The sequence below is a fragment of the Leclercia sp. S52 genome (assembly GCF_039727615.1).
Taxonomy (GTDB): domain Bacteria; phylum Pseudomonadota; class Gammaproteobacteria; order Enterobacterales; family Enterobacteriaceae; genus Enterobacter; species Enterobacter adecarboxylatus_B.
The window spans coordinates 2842138-2861468 of the sequence record NZ_CP152474.1 but is presented as its reverse complement, the minus strand read 5'-3'; the positions used below and the strand labels follow the sequence as shown (position 1 = coordinate 2861468).

Annotated in this window: 20 protein-coding genes and 1 pseudogene; 17 read left to right on the top strand and 4 right to left on the bottom strand. The window is 58.8% G+C overall.

What is annotated here, in order from left to right; translation table 11 throughout:
* Positions 1 to 295: 295 nt before the first annotated feature.
* From AAHB66_RS13710 to catA, 16 genes and pseudogenes are all read left to right on the top strand, one after another.
* The gene (locus tag AAHB66_RS13710; protein WP_347113307.1) at positions 296 to 1420 is read left to right on the top strand and encodes an amidase; all 1125 of its coding nucleotides are present in this window, start codon (positions 296 to 298) and stop codon (positions 1418 to 1420) included.
* Positions 1421 to 1521: 101 nt separating this feature from the next.
* Positions 1522 to 2649, top strand: coding sequence for an acyl-CoA dehydrogenase family protein (locus AAHB66_RS13705; protein WP_347113306.1), 1128 nt, complete (start codon positions 1522 to 1524; stop codon positions 2647 to 2649).
* A 21-nt stretch (positions 2650 to 2670) separates the two neighbouring features.
* Positions 2671 to 3027: an IacB protein gene (locus AAHB66_RS13700; protein ID WP_347113305.1), complete on the top strand. Its 357-nt coding sequence runs from the start codon at positions 2671 to 2673 to the stop codon at positions 3025 to 3027.
* A gap of 11 nt (positions 3028 to 3038) precedes the next feature.
* Entirely contained in the window at positions 3039 to 3551 is a 513-nt protein-coding gene (locus AAHB66_RS13695) for a nuclear transport factor 2 family protein (RefSeq protein ID WP_347113304.1), read from the top strand.
* 28 nt (positions 3552 to 3579) lie between these two features.
* Complete coding sequence (locus tag AAHB66_RS13690; RefSeq protein ID WP_347113303.1) at positions 3580 to 4893, top strand: aromatic ring-hydroxylating dioxygenase subunit alpha; 1314 nt, start codon at positions 3580 to 3582, stop codon at positions 4891 to 4893.
* Positions 4893 to 5372 carry an aromatic-ring-hydroxylating dioxygenase subunit beta gene (locus tag AAHB66_RS13685; protein WP_347116488.1) on the top strand — a complete coding sequence of 160 codons (480 nt, stop codon included), beginning with the start codon at positions 4893 to 4895 and terminating at the stop codon, positions 5370 to 5372. The genes AAHB66_RS13690 and AAHB66_RS13685 overlap by 1 nt, the downstream gene beginning before the upstream one ends.
* A 10-nt stretch (positions 5373 to 5382) precedes the next feature.
* Positions 5383 to 6123 (top strand): SDR family NAD(P)-dependent oxidoreductase, encoded by a 741-nt coding sequence (locus AAHB66_RS13680; RefSeq protein ID WP_347113302.1) that lies wholly within the window; start codon positions 5383 to 5385, stop codon positions 6121 to 6123.
* Positions 6124 to 6132: 9 nt separating this feature from the next.
* Positions 6133 to 7065: a PDR/VanB family oxidoreductase gene (locus AAHB66_RS13675; protein ID WP_347113301.1), complete on the top strand. Its 933-nt coding sequence runs from the start codon at positions 6133 to 6135 to the stop codon at positions 7063 to 7065.
* Between the two features lie 9 nt (positions 7066 to 7074).
* The gene (locus AAHB66_RS13670) at positions 7075 to 7569 is read left to right on the top strand and encodes a flavin reductase (protein ID WP_347113300.1); all 495 of its coding nucleotides are present in this window, start codon (positions 7075 to 7077) and stop codon (positions 7567 to 7569) included.
* An 87-nt stretch (positions 7570 to 7656) separates the two neighbouring features.
* Positions 7657 to 8919 (top strand): annotated as a pseudogene (locus AAHB66_RS13665) (MFS transporter).
* Positions 8916 to 9602, top strand: coding sequence for a 3-oxoacid CoA-transferase subunit A (locus AAHB66_RS13660; protein ID WP_347113299.1), 687 nt, complete (start codon positions 8916 to 8918; stop codon positions 9600 to 9602). Before AAHB66_RS13665 ends, AAHB66_RS13660 begins: the two are co-directional and overlap by 4 nt.
* A 9-nt stretch (positions 9603 to 9611) precedes the next feature.
* A complete protein-coding gene (locus AAHB66_RS13655) occupies positions 9612 to 10274 on the top strand; it encodes a 3-oxoacid CoA-transferase subunit B (RefSeq protein WP_347113298.1) in 663 nt (220 codons plus the stop codon).
* On the top strand, positions 10275 to 11054 hold the full coding sequence (gene pcaD / locus AAHB66_RS13650; RefSeq protein ID WP_347113297.1) for a 3-oxoadipate enol-lactonase: 780 nt from the start codon (positions 10275 to 10277) through the stop codon (positions 11052 to 11054).
* Positions 11038 to 12150 carry a muconate cycloisomerase family protein gene (locus AAHB66_RS13645; protein WP_347113296.1) on the top strand — a complete coding sequence of 371 codons (1113 nt, stop codon included), beginning with the start codon at positions 11038 to 11040 and terminating at the stop codon, positions 12148 to 12150. Before pcaD ends, AAHB66_RS13645 begins: the two co-directional genes overlap by 17 nt.
* A 15-nt stretch (positions 12151 to 12165) precedes the next feature.
* Positions 12166 to 12453, top strand: coding sequence for a muconolactone Delta-isomerase (catC, locus tag AAHB66_RS13640; protein ID WP_347113295.1), 288 nt, complete (start codon positions 12166 to 12168; stop codon positions 12451 to 12453).
* 44 nt (positions 12454 to 12497) lie between these two features.
* Positions 12498 to 13424, top strand: coding sequence for a catechol 1,2-dioxygenase (gene catA / locus AAHB66_RS13635; RefSeq protein ID WP_347113294.1), 927 nt, complete (start codon positions 12498 to 12500; stop codon positions 13422 to 13424).
* 160 nt (positions 13425 to 13584) lie between these two features.
* On the opposite strand, the gene AAHB66_RS13630 is transcribed toward catA, so the two are convergent.
* The 4 genes from AAHB66_RS13630 to AAHB66_RS13615 form a co-directional block, all read right to left on the bottom strand.
* Positions 13585 to 14907: a calmodulin-binding protein gene (locus AAHB66_RS13630; RefSeq protein WP_347113293.1), complete on the bottom strand. Its 1323-nt coding sequence runs from the start codon at positions 14905 to 14907 to the stop codon at positions 13585 to 13587.
* Complete coding sequence (locus AAHB66_RS13625; RefSeq protein ID WP_347113292.1) at positions 14904 to 16478, bottom strand: AAA family ATPase; 1575 nt, start codon at positions 16476 to 16478, stop codon at positions 14904 to 14906. Before AAHB66_RS13625 ends, AAHB66_RS13630 begins: the two co-directional genes overlap by 4 nt.
* Before the next feature lie 53 nt (positions 16479 to 16531).
* On the bottom strand, positions 16532 to 17062 hold the full coding sequence (locus AAHB66_RS13620) for a hypothetical protein (RefSeq protein WP_347113291.1): 531 nt from the start codon (positions 17060 to 17062) through the stop codon (positions 16532 to 16534).
* Between the two features lie 648 nt (positions 17063 to 17710).
* A complete protein-coding gene (locus AAHB66_RS13615; RefSeq protein WP_347113290.1) occupies positions 17711 to 18052 on the bottom strand; it encodes a hypothetical protein in 342 nt (113 codons plus the stop codon).
* 858 nt (positions 18053 to 18910) lie between these two features.
* Here AAHB66_RS13615 and AAHB66_RS13610 point away from each other — a divergent pair.
* Positions 18911 to 19321, top strand: a complete 411-nt coding sequence (locus AAHB66_RS13610) for a TolC family protein (RefSeq protein WP_347113289.1) — start codon at positions 18911 to 18913, stop codon at positions 19319 to 19321.
* Positions 19322 to 19331: the final 10 nt, after the last annotated feature.

The following is a 19331-nucleotide window of genomic DNA, read 5'->3' as shown; positions in this document are numbered from 1 at the left end:
AAATTCCCGTTAATCCGCTTTAAAACAATCACTTAAATAATGGCCACCCTGAACCTCAGGGCGGCTTTTTTTTCATTTCAGCGCCCTGTTTATTGTTATTTATCATCATCATAACCCTCCCTCCTGCAAGTGTTATAAAAATGTTTCAATGTTATTTTTACGTAAAATTAACGTGAAAAATTACTTGAATATTCATCTAAATATTCCATGATTGACCTGAGTTCACGTGGGTTGAATCGCAGCGCAGACTGCTCCGCCCGAATATGATTCGTTTTTTCTGGTTAAGGTGCGAATTATGCAGCCTGTTACTGAGAGCAATGGTTACGTAGAACGGTTTACCCTTGGCGAGGGAGACCTCTGCTTCGCGGTGAAAGACACCCTCGACATCGCAGGCTACCCGACCCGTGCCGGCTGCCCGGCGCTGGCAGCCAGTCCGGCGGCGGAACAGCATGCCGACGTGGTGGCGACCCTGCTCGGACAGGACTGCGTCCTGACCGGAAAGACCACCCTGCACGAGCTGGCGTTTGGCGTCACCGGGATCAACCCCTGGAGCGGCACGCCGGTTAACCCCCGATTTCCTGACCTGATCCCCGGCGGCTCCTCCAGCGGCTCGGCCGCGGTGGTGGCCTCCGGTGAGGTGGATTTCGCCCTCGGCACCGACACCGGCGGCTCGGTGCGAATGCCCGCCGCCTGCTGCGGGATCCTCGGGTTAAAACCCACCTACGGCCGGCTGAGCCGGGCAGGGGTGATGCCCGCCCACAGCTCGCTGGACTGCGTGGGCATCTTCGCCCGCAGCAGCAGCGTCCTGCGCCAGGTGCTGACCCGTCTTGCCATTCCGGTGAACGCGCCGCTGACCACGCTGCCCGTGATTGGCTTTATTCCGGCGGCAACCGTCGAAATAGACTCCCTGCTGCTGAATGCCCTGGCACAGATCGACCTGCGCCCGCAGCAGGTTGAACTGCCCCTGCTGGGCGATGCGCACCGCGCCGGGCTGACTGTCATCAGCCACGAAAACTGGCAGGCCTTTAGCCCGTTATTGAGCGATGACCGCGTCTCCGCCGACGTGGCAACCCGCATCCGCGCCGGTGCCAGCATTGATACCGACGCCCTGAAGAGCGCAGAAGATATCCGCCGGATATTTACCGCCCAGGTCGATGCTCAGCTGGCGAACACCCCGCTGCTGGCGCTGGCAACCCTGCCGGAACTGCCCCCGACCCTGGACGAGGCGCAGGACCCGCTTACCGTAGTCAACCTCACCCGGCTGGTGCGCCCGTTCAACCTCAGCGGCCACCCGGCGTTGACCCTGCCGATGGGGGAACTACAGGGTCGCCCGGTGGCGCTACAGCTCGTCGCCGCCAAAGGCGAGGAGGGCCTGCTGGTGCAGGCCGCCGAATGGCTGGCTGAACGACGACGCCGCTAACCATCCCGTTTTAGCGAACACAGTTAATAACTCAGTGAGTACCACTCATTGCGGCAGCGCTCGTCTCTCTGCGGGCCGCACACTCTTTTCGGGAGGAAGTTATGTCAGCCGTTCATGTTCGTGAGGAGCTCGTTCCACTGCTGAATGACGTTGCGGCCCGCAGCGCCGATTTTGAGCAACAGCGTCATATCTCTGACGACATCATCGCCCGGTTTAAGCAGGTCGGCGTCTACCGCGCGCTGGTCCCCAAAATCTACGGCGGCGAGGAGTGTTCCCCGGCGCAGTTCTGCGAGCTGATCGAGCAGATCGCCACCGCCGATGGCTCCGCAGGCTGGGTCGCCAGCTTCGGCATGAGCCCGTTTTATCTCGGCGCGCTGCCAAAGGACACCCTGAAAGAGCTCTACCGCGACGGCCCGGACGTGGTCTTCGCCGGGGGCATCTTCCCGCCGCAGAAGGCGGTGCTGGCCGACGGCGGCTACCGCGTGACCGGCCGCTGGGGCTTTGCCAGCGGCAGCATGGGCGCCTCGGTGTTCGGCGTCGGCATTCTGCCGGAGAGCGGTGAATCCCTGCCGCGGATGGCGGTCCTGCCGCGCGATAGCGTGCAGATCGACCCGGTGTGGAACACCGTCGGCCTGGCCGGAACCGGCAGCCACGATCTGGTGGTTAACGACGCCTTTGTGCCCCGGGAGTGGACCTTCGTGCGCGGCGGTGCGCTGAACCTCGACGGGGCGCTCTATCGCTATCCGGTGCTCTCCCTCGCCACCCAAGTGCTCTCCGTGGTGGCGCTCGGCGTGGCCCGCGCCGCCCTGAATGAAATCTATGCCATTGCCCATCGTCAGCAGTCGGTGACCGGCGCTCCGCGGCTGGCCGACCGCCCCCAGGCGCAGATGCAGATTGCCCGCTGTGAAGCGGATCTGCGTTCCGCCCGGGCGTGGTTCTACGACGCCATCGACGACGTCTGGCAGCGCATTCTCGCCGGGGATGAACCCGCCTGCGAACAGATCAACGCCCTGCGGCTGTCGTCCACCCACGTCACCCGCGTGGCCGCCGAGGTCACCCGTCAGGCGCTGGCGCTGAACGGCATGGGCGGCATCACCATGAAGAGCCCGCTGCAGCGCTACGTGCGCGACACCATGGTGATCACCCAGCACGCCTTTATGGGCGATCTCTCTTATCTCAACGCCGGTACGGTCTACTTCGGTGGCCAGCCTCTGCCGGGTTATTTGTAATTTTGACGAATGGAGCAACAGATGAGCCAGACAACAACCTTACGCGTGCTGTTTTGCATCGGCGTAAACCAGAACTTTTTTGATGCCACCCCGGCAGAAGCCAAACAGGTGTGGGGCGCGTTCGGCGTGATGATGAAAGGTATCGACGAAACCCAGGGCATCCGGGTGATCGGCAACATGGACGACGACCGTCTGATGGTCGGCCCGTCCACCTCATCGCCCTGGACCACCTACGTGCTGGCCGATGCCGACAACCTCGACAGCGTGGTGGCCGCCTGCAACCTGTTCCGCACCACCCCGGTGGGCGACGGCGAGAGCAAGCTGTGGAAGTACTGCAAGATCGAAGCCCGCGTCGGGCGTGAACTGATTATTCAGTAACGGAGCCCAGCATGAGCCCACAGGATGCGCTGCGTTTACAGCAGCTGGAAGATCAGCAGGCAGCCCGGGTCTGTATCAGCAACTACATGCGGCTGTGCGATCGGCTGGACAACATGGCGACGGTACAGGCCATCGGGGCCCTGTTCAGCGCAGACGCCTGCTGGGAAGGGGTGGGTGAACCTTACGCCACCCGGCTGGGCAGACATCAGGGGCGCGAGGCGATTGAAGCGATGATGGCGGGCTATGTCCGCCACCCCGCGCACTTCACCCTCAACGGCCACTTTTTATGCTCGGAAGCGCTGTATCAGGATGCCGACGGCGAGCTGCACGGCCGCTGGCTGATGCTGCAAACCTCCGCCTTTACCGCGGGCGGTGCGCACCTGAACGCCGCCGAGCTGCAGATTATTTTCCGTCGCGAGGCGGGTGAGATGACCATGCACCATTTCACCACCCGCAACCTGTTCAGCCGGCCGGTAAGCCACTGGCAGGCGGCGGATGCGCTCCCGGTACCTGACAACAAGTAGAACCCCGACGACGAGCAGGAGACAGATTATGCAGTGTGACCACATCATCAATGTCAAAAATATCGATACCACGGCGCAGCCCGCCCCGAGCCGGGAAGAGATTGCAGCCCTGGTCAAGCACGACCGCGTCCACACCTCGCTCTATACCTCAGACGCGCTGTTCCAGCTGGAGCTGGACCGTATTTTCACGAAGACCTGGGTCTGGGTAGCACACGTGAGCGAGATCCCGGAGACCGGCAGCTTCAAAACCACCGAGATCGGCACCCAGCCGGTGATCGTGGTACGCGACCGCAAAGGCACCCTTCACACCCTGCTGAACCGCTGCCGCCACCGCGCGGCCACCGTCTGCGAACACCGCAGCGGCAAAACCAACAGCTTCGTCTGCCCGTACCACGGCTGGGGCTACGCCCTCGACGGCAGCCTGCGCGGCGTGCCGCACCCGGAAAGCTACGCCGACCAGCTGGAGAAAAATGAGCTGGGGCTGGTGTCGCTGCGTACCGAGCAGTATGCGGGCATGGTGTTCGCCACCTTTAACGAGCAGATCGAACCCCTGGAGGATTTCCTCGGCGCGGCGAAGAAGTGGATGGATCTGTTTATGAAGCAGGGGGCGGGCTACCCGATTAAGACCGGGCCTGCACACCGCTTCCGCTTCCCGGGCAACTGGAAGATCCAGCTGGAGAACACCACCGACGGCTACCACTTCCCGGTGGTCCACCGCTCCTTCCTGAGCTCCGTCGATAAACAGACCGAAGAGATGCTCAACTTCGTCGACGGTAGCGGCTATGTCGAAGATCTCGGCAACGGCCACAGCGTGATGGTGATGATCCCCGAGCTGGTGGATCTGGAGGCTAACCTCGATGCGCCAATCCCGGAACGCTTTGTTGAGCTGGCGGACGAACTGCGCAAAGAGCACGACGAAGAGCAGGTGCGCCGCATCGTGCGGGCGGTGGGCGGATCCGGCTTCAACCTCAACCTGTTCCCGAACATCGCCTGTTCGATGGCCTTCTTCCGCGTCCTGCAGCCGATCTCGGTGATGGAAACCGAGATTCACCACGCGGTGATCACCATGGACGGCGGGCCGGAGATTGCCAACCAGGCGCGTCTGCGTCTGCACGAACACTTCCAGGGCCCGATGGGCTTTGGCACCCCGGATGACTCCGAAGCCTGGGAGCGCGTCCAGCGCGGGGCCACCGCGGGCGACGACCTGTGGATCATGCTCAACCGCGGCCTGGCCGGGGAGTACCGCACCGATGACGGCCTGCGCAGCGACGTCAGCGCCGAAACCGGAATGCGGGCGGCCTACCAGCAGTGGAAAAAGTTAATGACGGAGAGCGAAAAATGATGACCCCGGATTCTGTGCTGTTCGCGGCGATGTCCGTAATCAACCTCGAAGGCGATCTGCTGGACCAGGGCGAGTTCAACGCCTGGCTGGATCTGTGGCAGCACGACGGCCTGTACGTGGTGCCGATCGACCCGAACGAGAAAGATTTTAAAAACACCCTCAACTACGCCTGCGACGATCACCACATGCGCGAGCGCCGGGTGAAGCGCCTCTACAGCGGGGAGTCGATCTCCACCACGCCGCGGGCCAGAACGTTGCGCACCCTGTCGCGCTTTCGCCTGCTGGAGTCGAGCGAGGATCTGATCGTGGTGCGCGGGGCACAATCCCTGTGGGAGCACCGCAAAGGCCACAGCCGCCACTACGCGGCGGACATTACCTGGCACCTTAAGCCGCAGGACGGCAGGTTGCTGATTACCCGGAAGGTGATCCGCCTGGTCAACAGCGACGATGTGCTGCACAGCATCGGCTACATCCTCTGAGGAGTCCTTCATGACGCAAACCGCATTAGTGACCGGCGCGGCCGCCGGTCTGGGCAACGCGATTGCCGCACATCTGCTGCAGCAGGGTTATCAGGTGGTGCTGACCGATGTCGATATGGCTCGCGCCCGGGAGGCCGCGGATCGTCTCGATAACGGTCAGGGCAGGGTGCTGGCGCTGGGGCTGGATATCTGCCAGCCGCAGGATTTCACGAAGGCGCTCGACGCCACCGTTGAACGCTTCGGCAGCCTGCAGGTGCTGGTCAACAACGCCGCGCTCACTCTCGCCACCCCGGTGATGGAGATTGCGGTCGAGGAGTTCGACCGGGTGATCGCCACCAACCTGCGCGGCACCTTTGTCGGCTGCCAGACCTTTGGGCGCTACTTCGCCACCCGCGGCTACGGCCGCATCATCAACCTGGCCTCGCTGGCCGGGCAGAACGGCGGCACCGCCTCCGGGGCGCACTACGCGGCCTCGAAGGGCGGGATCCTGACCCTGACCAAAATCTTTGCCCGCGAGCTGAGCAAATCTGGCGTGACGGTGAATGCCATTGCCCCGGGGCCGCTGGATCTGCCGATGGTTCACGCCCTGGTGCCGGAAGAGAAGATGCCCGGGCTGCTGCAGATGATCCCGGTCGGCCAGTTAGGTGAAGCAGAGTTTGTCGCCCAGGCCGTGGCCTTGCTGGCATCAGAGCAGGCGTCGTTTGTCACCGGGGCGACCTGGGACATCAACGGCGGTCTGTTTATGCGTTAAGGAGTCAACATGCTGACATTACAGGTTATCAGGCGGGAGTTGCAGGGCGAGGTGGTCCTGCTAACCCTGGCGCATGCTGACGGTATCGACCTCCCGCCCTTCAGCGCGGGAGCGCATATCGATCTGCATCTGGCAGAGGACCTGGTGCGTCCGTACTCTCTGTGCGGCGACCCAAAAAATCGCCAGCACTACCAGCTCGGCATTCTGAAAGATACCCAATCCCAGGGCGGTTCACTGGCCGCCCACGCCCTGAAGGTGGGGGATCGGATCCCGGTCAGCGACCCGCGCAACCTGTTTGCACTGGACGAGACGGCCAGCCACAGCCTGCTGATTGGCGGCGGGATTGGCATTACCCCGATGCTGGCGATGGCCGCCGAGCTGCACGCCAGCGGGCGCTCTTTCAGCCTGCACTACTGCGCCCGAACCCGCGAGGGGGCGGCCTTTATTTCTCAGCTGGAGCAGGCGGCCTGGGCCGACCGCGTCCAGCTGCACTTCAGCGACAGCCAACGCCTGAACCTCGCGGCCGTGCTGACCGACGTCCCGGCCAACACCCACGTCTACACCTGCGGCCCGACCCGGCTGATGGATGCCGTTGCCGAACAGGCGGCGGCAAGCGGCTATCGCCCGGAGCAGGTACATCAGGAGTGTTTCAGCGTCGACGTGGAAACCGGCGGCGCGGCCTTCGAGGTGTTCGCGGCAGCCAGCGGCATCACCGTGCAGGTGCTGGAGAACCAGAGCATCGTCGAGGCGCTGGCGCTTGCCGGGCTGAAGGTGTGCGTCTCCTGCAAGCAGGGGATCTGCGGCAGCTGCCTGACCGACGTGCTGGAAGGCGAGCCGGACCATCGCGACAGTTACCTGACCGATGAAGAGAAAGCCGACGGCGACCAGATTTTGTTGTGTTGTTCCCGGGCCAAAAGCGCCCGTTTAGTTATCGATCTGTGAGGAAACCTTATGACACTGCAAACCGAATTTCGTAATGCCATGGCGCAGCTGGGGAGTGCGGTCTCTGTAATCACCACTGACGGCCCGGCGGGCAAGTTTGGCTTTACCGCCTCCGCCGTGTGCAGCGTCACGGACTCGCCGCCGACGCTGCTGGTCTGCATGAACCGCAACTCCTTTGCCAACGAACACTTCAAGCAGAACGGAGCCCTGTGTGTCAACGTGCTCTCCAGCGACCATCAGGATCTTTCGGGGATCTTCGCCAACGCCAGCCTGCGCTCCGAGCAGCGCTTTCAGTATGACTCCTGGCAGGTGATGGCCAGCGGCGCACCGGTGCTCAGCTCGTCGGTTGCCAGCTTCGACTGCCTGATCGACACCTGTCATGAAGTGGGCAGCCACAGCGTTTTCTACTGCCAGGTGCAGGCGATCCGCGTCAGCGAAGCCCCGCGCGGGCTGGTTTACTTCAACCGTCGCTACCATGCCGTCGGGCATGACCTGGAAGCGTAACACCCACAATAAAAGGTAACGCGGATGAGCAATGTCGTGACTCAAACAACTGCTGCCCCGGCTGTGGGGACGCAGGATGCCGGACAGCTGCGCAAGCTGGTGATCGCCTCGGTGCTGGGCAATGCCCTGGAATGGTATGACTTCTTCCTGTACGGCACCGCCGCGGCGCTGGTCTTCGGCCCGCTGTTCTTTCCGGTGGGCGGCGACCCGATGCAGGGCACGCTGCTGGCCTTCTCCGGCTTTGCGGTGGGCTTCCTCGCCCGTCCGCTGGGCGGGATCGTCTTCGGCCATATCGGGGACCGCTACAGCCGCAAGATGACGCTGATCATGACCCTGACCCTGATGGGGGCTACCACCTTCGTGATCGGCCTGCTGCCGGTCTATGCCCAGATTGGTATCTGAGCGCCGATCTCGCTCATCACCCTGCGCTTTTTACAGGGCGTGGCGTCCGGCGGCGAGTGGGGTGGCGGGGTGCTGATGCTAAGCGAAAACGCCCCGGCATCGCGTCGCGGCTACTTTACCGCCTGGAGCCAGATGGGGGTGTCCGGCGGGTTTGTCCTCTCGGCCTTTGCCTTTTATCTGGTGCAGAAGCTGCCGGAAGAGGAGCTGATGAGCTGGGGCTGGCGCGTGCCTTTCCTGCTCAGCATCCTGATCTTCCTGGTCGGGGTCTATATCCGCAAAAACATCCGCGAGAGCAAGGCCTTTAGCCAGGCCAAACCGGAGGCGAAGCACGAGAAGATCCCCCTGATGGTGCTGATACGCGAGCATCCGAAGGCGCTGCTGCAGGCCATCGCCCTGCGCCTGCCGGAGAACGGGGCCTCCTATATCTTCTTCACCTTCTCGGTGGTCTACGCCAAACACATCGGCATCGGCACCGGGGAGATCATCAGCGCCGTGACTCTGGCGATGCTGGTGGAGTTCTTCTCGATCCTGTTCTGGGGCGCGCTCTCGGATCGCATCGGCCTGAAGCCGGTCTACTACATCGGCGTGATCGGTCTGCTGGTGATGGCCTTCCCGTTCTTCTGGCTGCTCTCCACCGGGGACTACGGCTGGATCATGCTGGCAATGCTGCTCGGCCTGCCGTTCTGCCACGGGGCGATGATCGGCACCCAGCCCTGCATCATGAGCGACCTGTTCCCGGTGCGCGTGCGCTACTCCGGCCTGGCGCTGGGGCATGAGGTGGGCTCGATCTTCTCCGGCGGCCTCGGGCCGATGCTGGCGGTGGCGCTGCTGATGCATTTCGACGCCTCCTGGCCGGTCTCCCTGCTGCTGATGGCCTATGCGCTGCTGGCGTGGATCGCCCTGCGCAGCCTGCCGTCCACGAATAAAAACAACGAGGTAAGCAAATGATTGATAAACGGATTGCCGCCACCGATGCCGCCGTGGCCGATATTTTCGACGGTGCGGTGGTGATGGTGGGCGGCTTTGGCGCGGCCGGACAGCCCGCCGAGCTGCTGGATGCCCTGATCCGCCGTAAGCCGCGGGATCTGACCCTGATCAGCAACAACGCTGGCAACGGTGACTATGGCCTGGCGGCGCTGCTGAAGGCCGGCTGCGTGAAGAAGGTGATCTGCTCCTTCCCCCGCCAGACCGACTCCTGGGTGTTTGACGACCTCTACCGCCGCGGCGAAGTCGAGCTGGAGCTGGTCCCGCAGGGCAATCTCGCGGCCCGTATTCAGGCGGGCGGCAGCGGGCTGGGGGCGATCTTCACCCCTACCGGGTTTGGCACCGAGCTGGCGGCGGGCAAAGAGACCCGCCATATCGACGGCAAAGACTATGTCCTCGAGTACCCGCTGAAAGCCGATTTCGCCCTGATCAAAGCCCTGAAGGCCGATCGCTGGGGCAACCTGGTGTATGACAAAACCGGGCGCAACTTCGGGCCGATCATGGCCGCCGCGGCCAGCTGCACCATTGCCCAGGTGAGCGAAATCGTCGCCCTCGGCGAACTCGATCCGGAAGCGGTGGTCACCCCGGGAATTTTTGTGCAACGCGTGGTGACGGTCGCGCCCGCTCGCCTGCCGCAGACGGCATAAGGAGATCCCGTGAATAAACTGACCCATCAACAGCTGGCCGAACGCATCGCCCGCGACATCCCGGAAGGGGCCTACGTGAACCTGGGGATCGGCCTGCCGACCCGGATCGCCAACTACCTTCCGGCGGATCGCGAGATCTTCCTCCACAGCGAAAACGGCATTCTCGGCATGGGGCCTGCGCCCGCGCCGGGCTGTGAAGATCCGGAGCTGATTAACGCCGGGAAACAGCCGGTGACGCTGCTCGACGGCGGCTGCTATTTCCACCACGGCGACTCCTTCACCATGATGCGCGGCGGCCACCTCGATATCTGCGTGCTGGGGGCCTATCAGGTCTCGGAGCGCGGCGACCTGGCGAACTGGAGCACCGGCGAACCCTCATCTATCCCGGCGGTCGGCGGGGCGATGGACCTGGCGATTGGCGCGAAGCGCGTGTATGTGATGACCGAACATCTGACCCGTCAGGGCGAGTGCAAGATCGTTAAAACCTGCACCTATCCGCTGACCGGCATGGCCTGCATCGACCGGATCTACACCGACATGGCGGTGATGGATATCACGGCGGACGGCATTGTGGTGCGCGAGCTGTTTGGCGACGTGACGCCAGAGTATCTCCAGTCCGTCACCCCGGTGGCGCTGACCTTTGCCCTCAACGCCGAAACCGAGGAGGCATAAATGGATCTGGACTATCGCCTCGATGGCCCACAAGACGCTCCGGTGCTGGTGCTCTCCAACTCGCTGGGCACCACCTGGCAGATGTGGCAGCCGCAGATGGCCGACTTCACTCGCCACTTCCGCGTGTTGCGCTACAACACCCGCGGGCACGGCCGCTCTCCGGTTCCGGCAGAGGACATCACCCTCGATTCGCTGGGGCAGGATGTGATTGCGCTGCTGGATCATCTGGATATTGAGCGCGCCTTTTTCTGCGGCATCTCCCTCGGCGGAATGACCGGAATGTGGCTCAACCGCCATGCCCCGGCGCGTTTTCCGCGCATCGTGGTCGCCAACACCGCGGCGAAGATCGGCGAGGCGAAAGGCTGGTTGCAGCGTGCCGCCACCGTGCGTCAGCAGGGGATGGCCCCGGTCGCCGGTACCGCGGCGGATCGCTGGTTCACTCCGGCCTTCCGCAAGCAGAACCCCGGCATAGTCCAACTGCTGATCGACGATCTCGCCGACACCCCGACCGACGGCTATGCCGCCTGCTGCGAAGCGCTGGCCGCGGCGGATCTGCGCGCTGAGGTCGCCGCCATGCTGCGTCCGATGCTGGTGATTGCCGGTGCTGACGATCCTGTCACCACCCTGCAGGACGCGGAGTGGCTCGCCGCCCAGGCGAAGCAGACTTCATGCGTCGCCTTGCCCGCCTCACACCTGTCGAACGTGGCCTGCCCGTCTGCATTTACCCACCACGTCGTGACCTTTTTAACCGCAGGAGCTTTACATGACCCTCACCATTGAATCCCTGACCTGCTGGCTGGTGGATATCCCGACCATCCGCCCGCACAAGCTGTCGATGGCGACCATGGGGTGCCAGACGCTGACCATCGTCAAAATGACATGCGCGAACGGCATCACCGGCTGGGGCGAAGCCACCACCATCGGCGGCCTGAGCTACGGTGCCGAAAGCCCGGAAGCGATCCAATCCGCCATTCAAACCTATCTGGCCCCGCTGCTGTGCGGCCAGTCGTTCCACGGCGTGGCCGACCTGGCGGAGAAGATGAACGCCAGCGTGAAGGGCAACACCTTTGCGAAATCGGCCCTTGAAACCGCGTTTCTTGATGCCCAGGGCAAAGCGCTGGGACTGCCGGTCAGCTCGCTGCTGGGCGGGGCCTTGACGCAGCGCCTGCCGGTGCTGTGGACCCTGGCGAGCGGCGACACCCAGAAAGACATCGAAGAGGGTAAACGGCTGCTGGCGGAAGGGCGACACAACACATTCAAGCTGAAGATCGGCGCCGGTGGGCTGGATAGCGATATCCGCCAAGCCCTGGCGATCAAAGCCGCGCTGGGCGATGACGTCAGCGTGCGGGTCGACGTCAACCAGGCCTGGGATCTGACTACCGCCATCAAAGGGATGACCCGGCTGCAGGACGGCGGGATCGACCTGGTGGAACAGCCGATCCCGCTGTGGGATCGGCAAGGACTCATCACCCTCAGCCAGCGTTTTGTGGTGCCCATTCTGGCCGACGAAGCGGTGGCGACCAGCCATGACGGCTACGCCCTGGCGAGCGGCGGCTTTACCGGCGCGTATGCCCTGAAGATCGCCAAAGCGGGCGGCCCGGCGCAGGCCCTGAAGCTGGCGCACGTGGCGCAGGCGGCGGGCGTGGCGTTGTACGGCGGCACCATGCTGGAAGGGTCGCTCGGCACGGTGGCCTCGCTGCACGCCTGGTCGACGGTGAAGATGCAGTGGGGCACCGAGATGTTCGGCCCGCTGCTGCTGAAGGATGACATCGTGGTACGTCCGCTGGATTTCAGCGAGGGACAGGTGACGTTACCGCAGGGGCCAGGGCTGGGCGTCGACATCGACGAAGACAAGCTGCGTCATTACGCACGTTAATAAAAGGAAAACGCGATGCTTTTTAAAGTGGAAATGACGGTCAACATTCCGTCGTCGCTGCCTTTGGCAGAAGTCGACGCGATCAAAGCGAAAGAGAAAGCCTACTCCCAGCGCTTACAGCGGGAGGGCAAATGGCCGCATATCTGGCGCGTGGTGGGGCAGTACGCCAACGTCAGTATTTTTGACGTGGCGGACAACCAGGAGCTGCACGACATCCTGACCGCGCTGCCGCTCTACCCGTGGATGGAAATCAGCGTGCAGCCCCTGTGCCTGCATCCATCCTCCATTCATAACGAACAATAGTCGTCGAAAAACAACAAACTGAACCCTACAAAGAGGAAGATGCAATGTCCGTGAATCCTGTACATCAAACCGAGCTGGAATCCTTACTGGCGATCAGCAGCGGCTTAAATTCCACCGGCGGCAACGATCGTCTGAAAAACATCATGCACCAGCTGCTGAGCGACCTGTGTAAGACCATCAAGCAGTTCGACGTGACCGACGAAGAGTTCTGGGTGGCGGTGAACTACCTCAACGAGCTGGGCGGACGCCAGGAAGCGGCACTGCTGGCGGCCGGTCTGGGCCTGGAGCACTATCTGGATATGCGTGCCGACGAGAAAGAAGCCGCATCGGGCAACGACGTGGGCACCCCGCGCACCATTGAAGGGCCGCTATACGTGGCCAACGCGCCGCTGAGCGAAGGCTTTGCCCGCATGGACGACGGTCAGGAGCAGGCGGAAACCATGTGGCTGCAGGGCCAGGTGACCGATCTGCAGGGTAATCCAGTGGCCGGCGCGATTGTCGATATCTGGCACGCCAACACCCTCGGCGGCTACTCCTTCTTCGACCAGTCCCAGAGCGAATACAACCTGCGCCGCCGCATTCGTACCGGTGACGACGGTCGCTATGCGGTGCGCAGCATCGTGCCGTGCGGCTACGGCTGCCCGCCGGATGGCCCAACCCAGAAGCTGCTGACTGCCATTGGCCGCCACGGCAACCGTCCGGCGCACGTGCACTTCTTTGTGTCGGCACCGGGGTATAAGCACCTGACTACCCAGATCAACCTGAACGGGGATGAGTATCTGTGGGATGACTTTGCCTTTGCGACAAGGGCGGAGCTGATTGCGGATCCGGTGAAGATTACGGATAGCTCCGTGGCGAGGGAACGGGATCTTGACGGGGAGCATACCGAGGTGAACTTTAGTTTTACGCTGGTGGGATCCGCAGATAGTAATGAAGAGGAGAGAGGGAAGCGGGCTCGGGTTAAAGAATAAGAACTGAGGCGTTGAAAGGACCGGGGCCGGTTTTTGGCCCCGGTTTTTAATTTTATGGGGAATCACATTTATGGCTGGGGATGGAGATGACTCACTTGAATGACTGCTAAGTGCCAAAAGCGGACATAACAATTTAGGTCAGCAGGTTTTTCATCTATTGTTACAAGCCAGAGCCTATCTGCGTGTTGGTGCCGATAAGGTGAATTAACTGCCCGACAATCTCGTCTTCATCGAGGAGCAGATTGACACTCGCCACCTGTAATTGTTCTTCGCCTGCTAGAATCCTATAGGCCGCATTCAGAGGTTGAGCTCCCAGACCTGCATGATGTGGATAGAGAAGCATAACTTGTGGGCAGTGATAAAGCCGGGCATAGGCCATCATTTGGTAGACATCAGCCTGCGATACGCCATGCCTGACATCTTCTGGATGACGCCCAATACGCTTCCATTTAGTGTCTATGATCATAATAGTCTGATGGTCCCGCTCGATAAGCAGATCCGGTCGGGTCTGGAAGCGTGGTTTACCTTCTATTACATCCTCGACCAGACAGTATAATCTGCCTGCCTGTGCACGAACTGACCATTCCGTACCACGTACAGCACGCTTCGCCAGTGCCGCTATATATGCCTCGAACAGGTCGTTCATCGGGAAAAGCAGTGTAATCCCGTTCTGCGCTCGTTTATCGTGGTGTGTAGCCTGCCAGTCGCGTCGTAAGAGAAGATGTGCCAGATTGTAGAGTGTTTCCCAGCGATGATTGGTTCGGTCGATCCGCACCTGTGACCAAGGCAGGTGACTCAAGGGGATGTCGCTAACACCCGCCAGCAGGATACGCAATTCATTCAGATGGCGAAGCGTATCAGCAGCTCGGGCATAAGGATGAAGCAGAACTACACACGCCTTCATAATTCGAAGTAGGCTGGTATCAGCCGATAGAACGTCGTAACGACAGGCGAGACGATCGGGGCGGACGGCAAGCGTAGTGAATTGTCGTTTGATATTGAGCCTTCCGCGCAATGTGGGCAAATCGTCTTCCTGTGCCAAATAGGTGCGCGGTAATCCCCGATGTACTTCAGATAAGAGTCGCTCGGCGAACAAGCGGATAAGTATCTCTAGCAGGCTTTCAGCTTGTCTCGCCATTGTTGCAGCCTGTCCATTGCCGACTTTAAGGCCGAGGGCGACATCAAGCATACGTATCAGGCGATTTCGGATTGTGGCGTCCGGTTCTATCGTCTCGTCGTCAAATTTGGGCAGGATCTCAAGGCTACATCCCGGAGCGGCAATGACCCCAACCATTTGCCCGGCAATAATTTTGTTATGGCGATCGATTAAGATATTGGTACCGTGCTGATTTGCCAGCGGATGCTCGCGCGCCGCCGTAAGCAGCGTGTTAGCCTGAGGGCGGGTAAAAGCATGAGGAGCGTTTATGCTGCTTTCCGTGTTCACACAAACACCACCCCATTCGTGAACCGTGAGGTGCGTCATTCTTTCGATTCACCAGCCACCTCGAGAGCAGTGGCATTAAACCTTCTGGCTTTGACTACCAGTCGATCAAAGGCGTCATTTCTGAACGGTGCACGCACCGACCAGCTTGATAATGGTTCACCCTCAATTCCTGGCGGCGGTAAGATCTGCTCTTCCTGCATAAAGCCATCGCCCAGCACAGCCGCGATTCGGCTCCAATCCTCGAAGAAATACTCTTGTAACAGCGGTATGACCTTATTGCGCACTGCATCTTCAACTTGTGCCCTGGATTCACAATTGATAAAGAAGGCGTGTCCAATGCGATATTCCCGGCCTATAAGATATTCGATTCGCTGGTTGATGGTGTTAAGAACGGCTTTGAGATCGATCGCCTCTACATCACTTAGCAGGGTAGCGTCAGGAGCCATTTCCCGGAAGTTGAATCGCCGCCTTAATGCTGTGTCGAGCAAGGCGATGGATCGATCGGCGGTATTCATTGTACCTATGATATGAAGGTTGGCGGGGATGCCAAAATCTTTCTTTTTCGAGTAAGGCAGAGTTACTGTGAGTGCATCAGGCATTCCCAGACGTTTATCCGGCTCAATTAACGTAATCAGTTCACCGAACACTTTCGAAATATTTGCCCGATTGATCTCATCAATAATGAGGACGAACTGCTCTGGTTGCCCTTTAACATCGGAACTATTATCGGGGTTTTCTGTACTCGAGAGCAGTCTGCCTAGCGCCGGGATATTCACTCGACTTGTGGCAATCGAATAGAGCGTCCGCATGGTGAAGTTACCATCGATAATGGTATCGAGTGGCAGTGGTTCATCAAGAGTCAGTAGCCAGCGAACAGGGCGGCGGTGGGCATAGTAACCTTCGGCTTCAGGAACGAAATAGTAATCACCAGTGATTTCAGCGATAGCGCGAAACGCAGTGTTCCCATAAGGGACAATCACTATATCGCCAGGTTTCATTTCACAACGGAAGGGATAGGTTTGCGTCCAGTTACTAGGCGTCAGGTTCTCAGGATTTTGCTTGATCCATTCATCATGAATCGCGTTGAACGATGAAAATCTATCCGCGCTCCAGTCTATGGTCCCACCCCACCCCAGAGCGATATACCCGTCGTCGCGGGCATCTTCATACACATCGTCTTCGGTGCCAATTGTCCCTTGCCCCATTTTCCAGAAGCGTTTTTGGGACAGTTGCAGTGCCGAGGCATCCGTCTGTGCTCGGGGTTGTGTTCTGGCCTGATCGGCAAGGGCGCAAATTTCTCTGAAGAGCCCAGGCGTAGGCTTGAGTCTGAATCCTGCAGACGAAGACTCATCGTCACCGATTTCTGGGCGAAGGCCCTCAACGAAGGTTTCGTAGTCATAGCTCTGGTGGAATGTAACGAAAGAGATCCTCTTTTCTGCCATCAGTTCGTTATAGCGCGCCATCAGGGCCGCACGCCCATCTTTTGAGTTCGGATAGGCGTCTTTACCATCGCAGAGCGCTACGGCTTCCCTCGCCGTGTGATAGGTTTTTCCGGTACCAGGAGGACCGTAAAAAATAAGGTTAGTCGGTGTTGGTTTATTCTGGGCCACCAGTTCGCTTCCTTCCGTAAGGATGAACGTATATTTCCGGGTTGTGCTCTTTTTTAGGCCCTTCCGTCACCGGAGGGGGGGACATCCGCTAGCTCCTGAAATTTTTGACCATCAAGAGCCTGACAGATGTTCGGCCATCCCTTGTCAAGACCCATTTCAGTATTCAGAGGGCCAACTACCAGGGTGACGCTGGCGTCACCTCGCTCTCTGGCTGGAGTGATGTAGTTTTCAAGAACATAATCCCGAATTTCGTCGGCCTGAGAATCATCACCGCTCAGGAAGCGTCCATATTGTCCGAGCCAGCTATTCCAGTTGGACAATCGGTTAAGCGGTTGCTCTGATTCGGGCATCAGCAACCGATAGTCGTCGCCGTTGTCTTTAGCATCACGGCGAATCTCTTTGATCCGCTGCCGCAATTGCGCAAACCTATCCGCCTTGTAGGCTGCATCCAGATCTGCATGAGGAGAACCAAGCGCTGCGAGATTTTTTTCGATAGTTTTGACAGCATAAATACGGGAGTTGAGGCCTGCTTGCGTTTTGGCGCCTCTGCTATTCAACCATTCCTGAAATTCAACTTCGAGCATTTCCGATGCCCTCTCATTTTCGTTAACTTACTGATAGCTATCATGGTGGATGATGTAAGGGGCAGTACTGTAGCTCTTCGCTACAGATTACCAATACTGTTAATCTTCCCAGCTGATTGTCTCGCTTGCGGGGCTAAGGGCTTGACCAACCTGGCATAGCAGACAAGCATTATCCTCTAAGGTCATAGTCCATCTGGAGTGTAGTCCAGGCGCTGTGCCGCTTCCGGTAAACATAGCACTGTGGATGCCGTGGTCAAGATGTGTTTTTTCATAATTGATTGATAAAAAACAATAATAGTTATTATGTAATGATTTGAACCTTTATGAGCCTTTTAACAAATCGTCATATCCAAAGCTACTTATCAGCTGAAGGTACAGGCATACAGAAAGCGAGCGGGAATATAAAACAATATCTTTCAGTGTTTCATACTCACGCTTGCCCCCTGTGACGCTGGTGTGAACATAAGCCAGATGCAATTGGTGTTCCTGAGGCAGAATTTCAAAAGGCTCTCGGTCATTCGCCTGCAAGAAGATATCCAAGACGGCTGCAAGCGCTTTTAAGTTGGCAAATAAATGCCAACTTCCGCTTTTCGCTCATAGCAGACTTCGCAGTGTGTCAGGCGGTCCGCTTCGTGCCAGAAGCGGACGTTAATGAGTAGAAGAAGGATCATACTCCCAGTCAGATGGGGCGCTGTAAATATTACCATCGTCGTCCATTACCCGAGCGTTGAGGCGCTCGGCGATACCTAACATCTTTCTATATAGCCGCGTATCTGGCCATTTGGTGTATATATTGCCATCGCTCCAGTCAAGCCATGCCTCATCATGCGATAAAGCACCTGACCACAAAGCATGATAGTCGCCATTTTTAAGGTCCTTCGTTAATTCGCTGTCGCTATCGATGAGGGAAAGCCATTCATCAGGAGTTATCTGGGCTTCTTCATTATCAGCCCAAAAATCAGCGCGTGTTATATAGAACTCTATGCCCATGCTCCCTCCACTAACTATTCAATCATTGTTTTTGTTTAACGGCTTCACTACAAATTAACACAAGCATTTGTTTTTAAGCGAGTTGCACCTAAACATCTGCGTGTGATAGTCCGCTCCTCGCTCATACAGGACAACCATAATCACATCTCCTGACCCAATGGAGATTGAACATGACGATAACCCCTGGAACAATAGCCGCATTGTTGGCCAGAAACGGCCTGTTCAGTTTGAACTGACTAAGGGAACCAGAGAGGCGGTAATCCATCAGAAAACGCTTTATAACAGTCTTGCTTTGCCATACATCGTCACTTCCTCTCAGGGGCAGCGACATTCTCTTGAGTCACCGAACAATCAACACCTCCCTCTGTCACTTTTCGCTAGTGACATATTATCCACTGCCTTATCGGATATATTGGCAATAATGTTTCTACTCACTCTATCTTTATTTGAGTTAAGTGAACTTATCGTCTCAATTAACGATGTTTTACAGCTTTTATTACACGATTACACATATTGACATGAATGTTGCCGATCGGTAATCATTGCGTAAAACAATAAGCATATTCTTATTTGTACTCGCTATTCCGGCCGTGCCATTTATCAAGTCATTGTTATGTCGGGATAACCTGAGAAAAATCGTGATCGGTGGGCCTTTTACTCTTTCTTAAATACAGGGCTCTTCAGACGATGGGGATTCTTCCAGGTCGACACGGTTGTAACATCCTTTCTGCAATCATAATTTCTTTACCCTTTGTCATTTCTGTGACCACAGCTCAGGCGAGGGAACCTTCGTCCTCCTCGCACTCTGTTTCTGACGATACCTCGCCGGGCGGTTTGTTTGCCGCACTGCGCAGCACAATGCTCCATCACCCCGGTCTGGCCAGTCAGCAGGCTCTTGTGCGTTCCAAAGAGGCAAACGCCGACAGCGCCCGCGCGGCACGTTTGCCCACGCTTGGGGCCAGCGCGGGGACAGGGCAAATTTCGGGTTACAATGACTCCAGTTCGACCACGCTCAGCGTATCGCAACCGTTATGGGCTTTCGGGCGTATCGACAGTGCCATTGACTACGCCGATAGTGACACCCTTGCTCAGCAAGCCACGGCCTGGGCGACACGTCGTGACTTGCTGGAAGAGACCGCAGTGGCCTATGCGAATGTCCAGGGTGTTCGCGAGCGTCTTGCCGTTGCAGAATCGAACGTTACCAACCATCAGGCGTTGCAGGAACAGATCCAGCGCCGTCAGCAGGGGGGGACTGGCGTCTTCGGCTGATGTCAGCCTG